Below are 13,006 nucleotides of genomic sequence, written 5' to 3' on the forward strand. Positions count from 1 at the left end.
CCAACCCAACATACCCAGCACCGGGCGAAGCCGCCCTCTCCAACCATGTTTCGCTGGCGATTCGGCAACCACGACCTCGATCTCACCCATCGCGGCCTCATCATGGGCATCGTGAACGTCACGCCAGACAGCTTTTCGGACGGCGGCCGCTTCAACGATCCCGGCCGTGCTGTGGAGCATGCCTTCAAGCTGCTGGCGGAAGGGGCCGACATCCTGGACATCGGCGGCGAGTCCACCCGCCCGGGAGCCGAGCCGGTGGAGGAGGCTGAGGAACTGCGCCGCGTGCTGCCCGTGATCCGTGCCGTGCGTTCCCAGACCAAGGCGCTGATTTCCATCGATACCATGAAGGCGGCGGTGGCCCGCGCTGCGCTGGATGCCGGGGCCGACATCATCAATGACGTCACCGGTTTGCGTGGAGATGCCGCCATGCCGCGCGTCGCGGCACAGTCCGGGGCGGGACTCGTCGTCATGCACATGACAGGTACTCCACAGACCATGCAGAACCGCCCGCAGTATGACGACGTGGTGGCGGCCGTGGGCGACTACTTCACCACCCGCATGAGCGTGCTTCAAAACGAAGGCGTCGATCCGGAGCGCATCGTGCTGGATCCCGGCTTCGGTTTTGGCAAGACCTTGGAGCACAATCTGACGCTGATGCGTGAACTTCCCCGGCTGTGCGGGCTGCGGCCGGTGCTGGTGGGAATCTCGCGCAAGTCGAGCATCGGCCACGTGGTGCATTCGGACGCCATGGAGGACCGCTTCTGGCCCACCATCGCCCTCAGCGCCTATGCCCGCGAACACGGCGCAAGAATCGTCCGCGTGCATGACGTGAAGCCGAACCGCGAAGCGCTGCGGATGATGGAGGCGATTTTGCAAACGGAACGGTAATCCGTGATGGCCATGAATGACGAACCCGAGAGCCCTCGTCAGTCTTCTTACTATTCGGCCGTTTTGGCGATCTTGGTGGCGCTGCCTTTGCTCTATGCGCTCAGCATTGGTCCTGCCGCTTACTGCCTTTCCAAATTCAACGTTGGGCGGTCGACGGAGGACATGGTCGAGGCTTTTTATGCCCCAATTATCTGGCTCGCTGATCACACGTCCATGGAGAAACCCATTGATAGCTACATTGAGTGGTGGGAGTGGCTGGCTAGGAGGAGGTGAGAAAGCTTGCCTCGGGCACGCGAACCGATCTAACATGCAATCCTGATGAGCACGTCTTCCAGCACCTCCCAATCAACGGCCATCATGGTGCTTTTGGTGGCGCTGCCTTTGTTCTACATTCTCAGCATAGGGCCTGCTATCTATGCCGTTGAAAAGTTTCATCTCACATTCTCCATGAGGAGGCCTGTGAGTACGTTTTATTACCCGGTGCGATGGCTGCACGATCACACTCCTTTGAAGCAAGCCCTGGAGAGCTACGTGGAGTGGTGGATGCGGCTGGCGGGGATTCCACCCCCCGTGATGCCGAGCCGGTGAGGGAAGCGGAGGAACTAGCTTAGCATCGGGCCTGTGGCCTATCTCATGGATAAGTTTCATGCTCCCACCTCCTGGCATCTTTACGTTGGTGCTTTTTACCGGCCTGTTCGTTGGCTTCATGACAACACTTCGCTCAAGGAGCCGCTCGAAGCCTATGGAAGATGGTGGACAAACCTGATGCGGCGCTGAGCTCCACCACACGGATGGTATGAGGACGGTTGCGCCAGACTCAAACCGGCACAGCTGCCGACGGCTCACTCCCCAAACAACGGAATCCCCAGCTTCGTCGCCAGGCGCTTCGGCCTTCTCATCGCCTCGGCCATGCGCTGGGCTTCATCGGCACCGCGCAGGTCTTTGCAATCAGGGTGCGCTTCGGGAGATTCGATGAGGCCAAGCTGGTGCAGCACGTGGGCGGTGCTGTGTTTGTAAGGCGAGGCGCTCATGCGGTCGTCGAGGCGGAAGACGAGGTCTTCGAATGACTGGAAGGCTTCGAAGAGTTTATAAACGCGTGTGTCAAAGCGGCCGGTGCCGGTCTTGAATTTCTTGTCGGCCACGCTGTCGAGCAGCCACATGTCGCGGGCGGCGCAGATGAGCGGGCAGGCGCTGACGCCGGCGCCGATGAGCAGTGGCAGGCCGAGCTTGATGGCGGTGGCGATGCCGTAGTCGTCGCCGCTGTGCGGGGAGAAAGGCAGGTTCAGCCCTTTGCACATCGCGGCCCAGTAGTGGAAGTGCGGCTCATCGAGCGTGCTGACTTTGCCACCGACGTACGCCGGATGCAGCGCGATCTCATGGAACAGCCACGGATCAAACGGTGTGGCCCAGGGCACAAAGGAAGGCTCCAGCGCATGCGCGATGCCGGGGCGGATGAGGTGCTCGGCGATCTGAAAGTAGGCGTCGCGTCGCGGCTCATTCTCCAGCGTGTTGAGCAGCTTGCTGGTCATGATCATCATCTCGCAGTTGTCGTGCTCCTGCGCGATGTCCAGCAGCGGCCAGTAGCGCTCGGCTTTGAATGCGCTGTCATTCTCCGCACCGCGTGCGGTCACACCCGCGATGAAGCGCTGCGTGGGAAACTCCGCGCGGAATCGTTTCAGCACCTCGGCGTACAAATCATTGCTGAGATCAAAGATGTAACCGGTGTCTGCATTCAGCACGAAGACCATCTCCACGCCGTAGTGCTCGCCGCACTGCTGCATCCAGCGCACGCTTTTGGTGAAGCCCTCCCAGTCCGGCTTTTTGTCTTTGAATGGCAGCAGCGTGGCCACGCAGAGGCGCGCCTTGGTGCTGTGATCGACGAGTTCCTCCTCGCTGGTGTAGGCCCAGACCGTCTCGTTCCAGGCGGTGGAGGGCTTCAGGTCTGCAGGATTCGAAATGAGGGCGCGTGGGTCTGCCATGCGCTCAGTAGAGCATGAGCGTTCGCGGCGGCAAAGACGAATTGCGAATGCCGAAGATCGGAAAATCTGATTTATCGAATGATCTTCAGCGTGCCCGCTTTTCCTTCCGGCCACTGTGCCCCTTCCTTCACCCATTTGGTGAGGATGGTATATTCATCCTGGGTCAGGCGCTCGCCCACGGCGGGCATGACGCTGACTTTCTGGTGCACGGTCTTCACATTAGCCACCAGCAGGCTCGTCTCCGGATGACCGGGTACGATGACCGTGCCGAGGGCCTTGGTGCGCAGGGCCTCGCGGCGGTTTTCCAGGCTGATGTGGCCGGGCAGGGCCTTGCGGTTGTGGCACATCACGCATTTCGCCTCCAGCACAGGCTTCACATGCACCACAAAATCGACGGGGCCATGCTTGGCGGCATGGATGGCGTCTTTGCTCAGCACATTCTCGCCAAGGGGCTTGGTTTCCGAATCAGGAGGCGTGGTACAGGAGGCGAGTGCGAGGACGCAGAGCAGGCTGGAGAGGCGAAATAAGTGCATGGGTAAACAGAACTCTGGAAGATCAGTATGCAACGGGAAGAACTGCTCATTTCTTGAAGGCCTTCTCCGCTTTCACTCCCTTGCCTTCGTTTTTGAGCTTCTCCGACCACGCGGCGCGGTTGTCTGAATTGTTGAGGTCCAGTTTGCCACGCAGATTGAGGAGGTAGGCTTCCTTGCCTTCGGGCTTCGATTCCATGCGCCTTTCAATTTCGCGGTTGGCCATGGATGATGGAGCTGGAGGTTGCTGGGGAGGCGCGGCCAGCTGAATGGGCATGAGATTGCCGCTGCTGCGCAGGATGGCGTAGCGGGCGTCTCCGAGTTTGGCCACCACCACGGCCTGGCCGTGGATGCCGCTGGCATTGAAAGCGCCGCGCGGATCGGTGCGGCCCTTCTGCGGCTGCGCGATGCCGCTGGTGTCATAGGCGGCGATGTCGGCGTCCGCCACGTAGGCATTGCGCACGGTGTCGCGCACCTGTACACGCATGCCACCGTTTTCCGTGTCCTCATGCGCCTCCATCTCCAGGGTGGTGAGCAGCACCAGGCCGCTCGTCATCTGCGAGTCTCCACGGCAGATGACGAGGTAGGCGCCCTCGTCCTTCAGCGACAGCTCAATGCTGCGCTTTTTCCACGCGTAGTCCATGCCGTCTCCCAGGGGCACCTTCATCTCCGCCTGGGGCGTGATGCCGGAGAGATTCACGCTGCCGACGCTGCTCAGGTCCTTCTGCCGCTCCTGCAGCTTCATCAAATCCACGCGGTAGATGAGCAGCGCGGCCTCCTTCACATTGCGGTGCTCCAGTTCGAGCTTCACCGGCTCACCGGGTTTGGCGCGTGTGGCAAAGGGCAGCTTCACGGCCTTCTCCTGCAGCATTGTGATGGACTCGCGCGCGTCCTCAAATTCGTCCTTCACCTTTTCATACCAGCGCACCGCCTCGGCAAACTTGCCCTGCGCATGATGGATCTGCGCGGTGATGTAGCGCGCATTGGGCGCATCATCGCTGCTGCCCGCTGCCACGGGTGCGGCAGCCGCAAGCGCCTCGGGAAACTGATACTGCCAGAAGCGTCCCAGCGCCGTCATGTAGTGGAAGTTGTTCAGGAAGGAGCTTTTGGTGAAAGTGGTCGCGGCATTTCCTGCCGTCTGCACCACGCTGGCGTAGTCCTTCAGGTCAAAGAACACATTCGCCAGGCTGAAGGCGGCATCGTCCGCCAGATCAGCCTTTGAATGCAAGGTCAGCACACGCCGCAGGAGATCGCGGCTGCGCTCCAGAAGCTGTGTCTTCGTCCACTTCGCGGCGCCGGGACGTAGCGGAACAGACGATGGATCGGCGGCCAGCTCCTGAAAGCGCTGTCCCAGGCTGAAGAAGGCCAGGAGGCTGTCCGCGCCATCCGGGTATTCCATCCACAGCTGGATCTGATGCTCCGCACTGCCGGGAAAATCTCCGGCCGTTTCCATGGCGGCGCTGACTCCCGCATCACTCACAAAGCTGCTGTCCATCGTGGCGCGATACACGAGCCACGCGCGCTCAAATTCACCAATCTGGCGGTAGGCGGCGGCCACCTTCAAAATCTTGTCGAACGGAATGACGATGTCGGGATGGCGCTCGCTCAGCGCTTCAAAAAGCTCCACCACCTGCCTGGCGTCCATGCCTTCGCGCGAGGTGTGAATCCACAGGAGCATGCGCGCGATGTCGCGCTCGTGGTATTTCATGGCCTCCGCATCATTGCGCAGAAGTTCGAGGTGCGCGCGGGCTTCTTCGAGCGCGTTTTCATCGAACAGCAGCTCCGCGAGCTCCAGCCGCTCGAAGCCGTTCATCACATATGGATCGGTGGAGGGCTGGCCTGGAGGGAGGACGGTCAGTTTGCCATCGGGCCCCGTGTTGAATTGATCCTGACGGCAGGCATCGCGCACCAAGGTATGCGGGATATGGTAGGCGCCGGGGTGCAGCGCCATGAGATCGTAGGTGATGGCGGTGTCTCCGGTGAAGCTGCCAGGGATGAACCACAGGCGCAGCATGCCGGGCAGTTGCTCCACACGAGCTTGATTGGCCCTCAGCGAGGTGGGCACAAACAGGCATCCTGCGGGCAGCGGCTCATCGATGACGACGTAACCGGTCTGCGGCTTCTTCGGGGCCTTGAGTTCCAGCCTCACGCGCAGGCGCTGGCCATGGGCGGCGGCTGTCACTGGGGAACTGCTGCTGTTCTTCAGCGGCACATCGTGGTGGGTCAGTCCCTCATGCAGCCAGCGGCGCTGCGCGATGGTGGGAAGGGTGTCCACCGCGGCGGCTTTGGGATCGACCACCTCATCCTGAATGAATGAGACAAACAGGATCGGTTTCGCGGCGGGATTGGTGTAGGTCACGCTGAGATGGATCTTGCCATCCGGGCCTGCTTTCGGCACGGGGAGTGAGGCAGGCAGGGTCCAGTCATCCTTCACGCCGTCGATATGAAGCTGGAGGTTTTCCGCCTCCGGCACCTCATGCTGGCGTGTGCTGACGAAATGTCTGGCCAAAGCGGCCGTCCACAAGCCCTTCAGCGCAGAGTCATCTGCCGAGCCGAGACGATGCAGCAGCAGGTCACCGGCCTTTTTTGCCAGAGCGGAATCGGGAACGGTCCTCGCGGCGGCGTAAAGGATGATGGCGGTGGTGTCATCCGCATTGCTGAGGCGCGAGGTGGTCTTGCTGCCCGTCCATGCAGGCCTTGCTTCGAGGATTTTGAGCAGTTCCTTCGCTTCGTCCATCCGGCCCATGCGCTGGAAAGCCGCGGCCAGCCAGCCGAGCGCGGGATCATTCATTTTGGCGCGGTCACGATACATGCGGTTGGCCACGGAGAAGTCCGCCTCGTTAACACAGGCCATAGCGTGGAGGATGACGGCGGCTTTGTCCGGCTCGTCCGGAGGGATGATCGCCAAAGCCTTTTTAAGGTAAGCCGTGGCAGACTTGAGCGCGGCCTCGTCCACCTCATTTCCCAGTGCGCGCGCCTCCACCAGCGCCCATAGGGCCAGACTGGTGACCACGCTGTCGTGCTGCCATTGTACGTCCTGCCAGGGCCAGCCGCCACTCCGCTGCGTGATCTGCAGTGCCGAAATGTTTTTCTCGATCAGCATCTGAACGCCTTTTTTTGGCAGCGCTTTGTCGAAAGTTGCAAACACAGACACCTGTGCCAGCAGTCTGCTGGCTGCCGTTTGTGGAGTCCGCCCGGTGTTTTGCCACGCTGGCGCCAGCATGTTTTGCAGCAGCCGTCTCGGAGAGTCCACCACTCTTGCTGTCATGAACTGTCCTTTGCCCGGCGGGATGGCTTGATCGCCGGAGGCGGACAGCACGATGACCTCGGTGGTGGCGCTGGCTTTCTCCGCCGGTAGCACCTGCACCGTATTGCGGGTTTGAGCGGCTGCTTTTCCTTCATGCGCCACGTCCGCATCGAGCCAGGCCGTTTCTCGCATCATGGGCGTCACCACGGCATCAAAGCGCACGGTCTTCTGTCCGTCTTTGCTCACGCGGACTTCTTGAGATTGTGGATCGATTGGTTTGACGAAATTGCCCAAGATGCTGCTGAAGGTCAGCTTCACCGCCGTGTCCGCCATATTCGCTGGCGAACCGAAAAGAGTGGCCGCGGGCTGAAATGAATCTCCCACACGCAGCACTGAAGGCATGTCCAGCTTGGCGAAAAACTGCGCCTTGGTGATCAGCTCTTTTTCCGCCTCGCCCACCTCCGTCCTGACGGTGCAGCCGCGACTGGACAGACGCCAGGCCCCCGCAACGTCCGGCGTGAACACTTTGACCGTCACTTTGCCGGAGTCGTCTGTGACCAGCGGGCAATGCCACTGCACGTCCATCGCAGACGGCTTCGAGCCTGCAGTTTGGAAGAGATGGCCAACCACGGGAAAGGCACCGAGCGCGATCACACCGGTTTGCACGCCAATGCCGAGGTTGCCGCCTGCTAAAGCGAAACCACCGGAGCGAAGCCCCGCAGTGATCGCACCACCACCATACGGAAACGGGGCGATGCCTCCTTGCATTTCGAAGGCCGTCGGTGTGGTGGGTGTCTGCAGCGCGAGAAGGTTGTCGCCCACTCCATTGACGATCAAGCTGCCTCCGCCGGCGACGCTCAGTCCATTGGTCACCATGACGCCATTGGAGCCTGATTGAACAACAGCACCGCCGAGCGTGACGTTTTGTCCCGCTTGCGATGTATTGAGTAGTCCGAGGTTGTCGGTGCTTCCATTCACGACTGCCCGCTGCAACTGTCTGCGCCTGGCCTCCTGCTGATTCCACACATTGCGCTCGCGCTGCTCCATCTGGCGCAGCATCTCGGGGTGGGACTGCACCTCTTCCGCCACGCCAATGACATTGCCGGAATCATCTTTGGAAAGCAGCCGCGAGGCCGCGCGATGCTGGAAGGCTGCGGTGCTGCCGGTGCGAAGGCTGTTACTGCTGCGCAGGCCGCCGTGGAAAAACTCGTCCATGGGTTCGGTGTTGTCCGAATACTGGGCAAAAAGGGCGCTGCTGGCGAGGGCAAGGCTCAGTTCCGCCGCAACCGGTCTGCCGTTGGCATCGGTGGTGGTGAGAGTGATCTCGGCGGCTTCGCCGGGTTTCACAGGCTGGGCTGGCGTCTGAATTTCGATCTTCAGAGGGCGTTTCACCACGAAGCCGCGCCGTGCTTTGCGCAGCCTGGTTCCATCCAGGCAGGCGATGCCGACTTCAAACTGCGGCCAGTGTGCGGCGGCGATGGGGAAGGGGAGTTCATTGTGACCGACCCCCAGCTTGATGATGCGGTGCTCGATCATGTCCTCTCCTGCAATCGTGAGGAGAACCAGCGGTGCGCTGATGCGGCTGTGCGCATCCACCTTGAGCGTGCTGCCTTCATTGATCTCATCTTCCTCGCTGAAGAGGCGCAGTTTCGTCGCGTCATCAGGTCCGGAGGCCTGCAGGTCGTAATCAAGCTCGACGACATTGCCCCGCGCATCGGTGGTCTGTGCGACAAGCTTATGAGGCGCGGCGGACTGCAGCACCACCGTGGAACTGCCGAGGCCTGTGGTGGCGTCTGTTTGCAACGTAAACTCGGCGATGCGTGTCGGTGCGCTGGCCTGGGGCAGATACACCAGGCCGGGCAGCGCGGAGAGCACCGGATTGGCGGGCTGGTTGTCGAGACGCGAGAGTGTGATCTTCACCTCTGCCGCCGTGGGCTTGCCGTGATGATCGAGCGCCTTGATCCGAATGGGCGCGGGCTCTCCGGTGAGCGCGGGATCTGGCATGCGATCCCACTCCAGGCGCACACCCGCATGCAGCACGCTCACGGTGTGGTGGGCGCTGCGACGGCGCACCGGAAGCTCGGCGGAAAAGGTGACATACCCGCCCGGCTGGAATGCCGTGGTCTCCTGCGTGAAGTTAAAGCCGCCCGCCGCATCTGTTTTGCCTTCAAGCACGCGGCCGTCAGGCATGCGCAGGCGCACAGGCTCGTCCACCAGCGGAGCGCCCCAGGAATAGTTCACCCGCAATGTACCTTCGATGCGGTCGCCACGAAAAACCGCATCCGGTTTGGTTTCGATCACGGCGCTGATTTCCTCGATCTCGAACTCTCTGACCTCAAACGAAGCTTCATACTTTTCATCTCCCTCCACCGATTTTGCCCTGATGTAGAAAGTGTCCGAGGGAGTGGCGGAGGGCAGGGGCACGCTGTGGGTGAAGGTGCCAAAGTCGCTGAGCTTTGAGCGCATGCGGCGCAGGACGCGGCCTTCGCCATCGGTGATGCTGATGTCGTACTCACGTCCTGCGGGCACACTGTAGGAGCCATCCTGAACATCGCGAATGATGCCGCGGAAGTGGACGGAATCTCCAGCACGGTAAACAGGTTTGTCGGTGTAGATGAAGCCACGCCGGGAAAGCGCCACGCTGGCGCGGTCTGTGTCGCCGCCGGTGATCTCCTGCGTCATGCCGCGCAGATCGATCTGCTGGATGGCCTCTCCGCTGCCGGTGCGGACGTAGGCGCAGAGATCGGCGGTGGCGCGGATCATTTCGCCACGCAGGCGGAAGACGCCGTCCTTGCCGGTGCGGCCCTGGCCGATGATTTCCTTGCCGTTGCTCAGCAGGACCTCGGCATCGGCCACCACGGCTTCCTTGACGCGGTCCTGCACAAACACCAGCGCCTCGGTCCACGCGGACTGCACGATGAGGTCGATGTCGCTGCGGATCACGATGGTGCTGGCCTGCCAGTCTTCCCCTTCCACGCGGATGAGACACACGCCGGGCTTGGCGCCTTCAAATGGAACATCAATGGCCTGCTCGATGGGCTTGAGCCGCGTGTAGCCTTCCACCTTCACCTCCCAGGTTTTGTCCGGCTGGATGAGATCGATGTCGAGTGAGCCGATGCCTGATTCACCCTCCAGTCGATGGCGGCTGCGGAAATAGTCTTCAAGGTTGAGCGTGTATCGGGAGACCTTGAGGTTCTCGATGTTACGCACATTCACGCGCACCTGGGCGGTCTCGTTGGTGCGGAAAGTGCGCGGTGTGCTCAGTGCCAGCGAGCGTTGCGGCATCATCGCGGCGCGCTCGGCGGCCAGCTGTTTCCAGCCGCCCCAGGTGAGCCGCTGAAAGGTGTTTAGCGCATCCTCATGGCGGTCGAGGTGGTCCGCCTGGATGACGCCGGTGCGGTAAAGCGCCAGCGATGCCTCCTCGCTCTGCGGATGCTTGATGATGAGGCGCGCCCATTCGGCGACGGCATTTTCAAACAGCGCGGTGAGTTCGGGGGAGCGTGGTTTGCCCGCCTCCTTTTTGGCCAGGTCCAGCGCTGCTGTGTAATGCCACTGCCCATTGATAAAGAGCAGCTGTGCGCAGCGGGCATCCAGCGGATGCGCGGCGATGAATGCATCAAAGAGCTTGGTGGCCTCCGCACGGTCGCCGGCCGCCACGGCATTGAGGCAGATTTGAAACTCAGCCTCCATAATGCGCGACTGCGCCTGCTGCCAAAGGCTGCCATCAGGATGCTTGGCAATGTAGGCGCGCCATTGTTCGATGGCCTGCGGATACTGGCGTGCGGCAAAGCGCAGTGCGCCGATTTGGAAGAAAGCCATCTGCCGCCATGCCTCCAGGCGTTCTGCAGGAGTGCGCTTGTCCCTTTCATCCGCTGCGGGTGCGGGCCAGTCGGCGCGGTCGTAGAGCACCTTGCACGCTTCTATGGCATCGTCGCTTTTGTTCTGGGAGATCAATGCCTGAATGAGGGTGAATGCGGCCTCCGCGGAGCGCGGATGAGAGGGGTGCACCTTTAGAAACTGCCGCAGGCTGGCCACGTGCTTTGTCGCATCCATGGCTGGCACCGTGGAGAATCGCTCACCCTGTTGCACGACCTGGGTGCCCTGCTGCTGTGGAATAGCAGGGAATACCACGACGGTCAGCTGTCCCTGGCTGCGGCAGAGCAGCCATTCGATGTCTCCGACATCCGGTTTTGCTCCTGCTGCGGGCGCCTTGGCTTTCCACAGGGCCAGCACGTCCTCCGCGTAACGTCCGGCGCCTGCGCCTGCACCTGCCTGCAGCATGCCTTCGATGAGCATCTGGCGCACCTCCCAGCGATGTGTGCCGGTTTCCTTTGCTGCGGAAGCAGGCGGCGTGCTGCCGACGAGTCCTTTCCAGTCGGGATCAAACTCACGCAGGTAGGCGTCGCAGGCCTGCCCCAGTTCGTTGAGCTGTCTTAAATCGCGCACGCTGACTGCGGTTTGAAACAGCAGGTCCTCACGCACCTTGGTGCCGGTTTCGAGTTCAAGCGCTTTGCGGTACAGCGCCAGTGCCTTTGTCTGCGCTTCAAGGGACACGCTTTGCCCGGGCACCGCGGGTTTCTTGATCTCCTGAGCCAGCGTGACGAGAGAGTCCGCCAGCTTCTCCTTACGCGCGGTGGCAAACAGGCGTGTCGCTTCCGTGCTGTAAATGGCCTCGGCCTCCTGATGGCGCTTCAATTCAGCGAGGCATTGCGCTTTCAGGAAGAGGGCCTTGCGCTGCCATGCATGCCCTGCGGGAATGGCGTCGCAGTCGGCGATGGCGGTTTCATGCTGCTTCGATTCCGAACGGGCGACGGCGCGCAGGTAGTGCGCATAGCCAGCATCCACCGCGGCAGTGACGGCGGCGTCAGTCAGAGTGGTGGCGGCTTCGGTGTAGCGCTGCCGTTGCAGCAGCACCTCGGCATCATCGACTGGCGTTGCAGTCAGGGTTTGTGCGAGGGCGAGGAACAGAAGGAGTCGGTTGTGCATGGCGGCCTCAGTTGAGATTTGGCATTATGCGCATCAGAAATTGGCAATGGCAAGATGCATGAAGCCGTGGCAGTCAATTTACGTTCCGTTTACAGACAAATCGTAATCACCCACCAGCCATGCAGCGCCGCCATTTCCTCCAGACCAGTTTCATTGCCACCCTTGCGTCTTCCCTATACGCCGCCGCCGAGGGGCGCACACCCCGGCTTATCCTGCGCTCGTCATGGCAGACGGTGAACATCGGTGACATCGCCCACACGCCGGGCGTGCTGGCGCTGCTGGAAAAACATCTGCCGGAGGTGGAGGTGCGCCTATGGCCGAGCAATCTGGACAACGGCGTCGGGGAAATGCTCGCAGCGCGTTTTCCGAAGGTCAAAGTCATCCGGGGTGAGGATGTGAAGAAGTCCTTCGAGGAATGCGACTTCCTGCTGCACGGCTCGGGTCCTTCGCTCGTGGCGCAGGCAGACGTGGTGAAGTGGAGCCAGTCCACGGGCAAGCCCTATGGGGTGTATGGCATCACCTTCTCAGGCCAGCAAAGCTCGAAAGGCAAAACTCAGCCGGCGGTGAAAACCATCGATGTGCTCAGCGCGGCGAAGTTCGTGTACTTCCGCGACTCGGTTTCTCTGGAACTGGCAAAGAAGACGGGCTGCACCTGCCCGCTGCTGGAGTTTGGCCCCGATGGCGCCTTCGCTGTCGATTTAAAGGATGATGCGAAGGCCGAGGCCTTCATGAAGGAGCACGGTCTGGAGCAGGGCAAATTCCTCTGCTGCATCCCGCGCCTGCGCAATACCCCCTACTGGACCCTGCCGGAAAAGAAGGCTGCCATTGACGAGAAGAAAGACGCGCGCAACAAGGCCATGATGGACCACGACGGCAAGCCGCTGCTGGACGCCATCGTGAGTGTGATCAAGAACACCGATCTCAAAATCCTGCTCTGCCCGGAGGACAAGACGCAGATGAAAGTCGGCAAAGAGATGCTCTATGACAAACTGCCGGAAGAGGTGAAGTCCCGCGTGGTCTGGCGTGAAAGCTACTGGCTCACCAACGAGGCCATCAGCACCTACCGTCGCAGCGCGGGGCTCTTTGGCCACGAGATGCACAGCCCGATCATGTGCATCGGCAATGGCATCCCCGCCATCGTCTGCCGCTGGGCCGAGCAAACCAGCAAGGGTTACATGTGGCGCGACATCGGGCTCGGAGACTGGCTCTTTGATCTCGACAAGGAAGACGAGTTGCAAAAAGTCGCCGCCACCGTGCTGGCGATGGCGAAGGACCCGGCTGGCTCGAAGGCCAAGGCAGAAAAAGCGCGGGAGGTGGTCATGGCCCACTTTGCCGCCAGCATGAAGGTGGTGAAAAAAGTCTGGCAATGAGCTGAT

At 61.3% G+C, this 13,006-nt stretch carries 6 protein-coding genes; 3 read left to right on the top strand and 3 right to left on the bottom strand.

The window, feature by feature from the left end; all coding sequences use genetic code 11:
* The first annotated feature begins 45 nt into the window (after positions 1–45).
* Both folP and ACILSR_RS16065 read left to right on the top strand, forming a co-directional pair.
* Positions 46–888: a dihydropteroate synthase gene (gene folP / locus ACILSR_RS16060; RefSeq protein ID WP_395750804.1), complete on the top strand. Its 843-nt coding sequence runs from the start codon at positions 46–48 to the stop codon at positions 886–888.
* 12 nt (positions 889–900) lie between these two features.
* Positions 901–1,161, top strand: coding sequence for a hypothetical protein (locus ACILSR_RS16065; RefSeq protein WP_395750805.1), 261 nt, complete (start codon positions 901–903; stop codon positions 1,159–1,161).
* A gap of 569 nt (positions 1,162–1,730) precedes the next feature.
* Here ACILSR_RS16065 and ACILSR_RS16070 read toward each other — a convergent pair.
* The 3 genes from ACILSR_RS16070 to ACILSR_RS16080 all read right to left on the bottom strand — a co-directional run bounded on the left by ACILSR_RS16070 (position 1,731) and on the right by ACILSR_RS16080 (position 11,630).
* Positions 1,731–2,867, bottom strand: coding sequence for a hypothetical protein (locus tag ACILSR_RS16070; protein ID WP_395750806.1), 1,137 nt, complete (start codon positions 2,865–2,867; stop codon positions 1,731–1,733).
* 71 nt (positions 2,868–2,938) lie between these two features.
* Positions 2,939–3,400, bottom strand: coding sequence for a c-type cytochrome domain-containing protein (locus ACILSR_RS16075; protein ID WP_395750807.1), 462 nt, complete (start codon positions 3,398–3,400; stop codon positions 2,939–2,941).
* Positions 3,401–3,446: 46 nt separating this feature from the next.
* The gene (locus tag ACILSR_RS16080; protein ID WP_395750808.1) at positions 3,447–11,630 is read right to left on the bottom strand and encodes an MG2 domain-containing protein; all 8,184 of its coding nucleotides are present in this window, start codon (positions 11,628–11,630) and stop codon (positions 3,447–3,449) included.
* A gap of 119 nt (positions 11,631–11,749) precedes the next feature.
* On the opposite strand from ACILSR_RS16080, the gene ACILSR_RS16085 reads away from it, so the two are divergent.
* Complete coding sequence (locus ACILSR_RS16085) at positions 11,750–13,000, top strand: polysaccharide pyruvyl transferase family protein (RefSeq protein WP_395750809.1); 1,251 nt, start codon at positions 11,750–11,752, stop codon at positions 12,998–13,000.
* Positions 13,001–13,006 lie beyond the last annotated feature (6 nt).

This window comes from Prosthecobacter sp. (assembly GCF_044222565.1).
Lineage (GTDB): Bacteria > Verrucomicrobiota > Verrucomicrobiia > Verrucomicrobiales > Verrucomicrobiaceae > Prosthecobacter.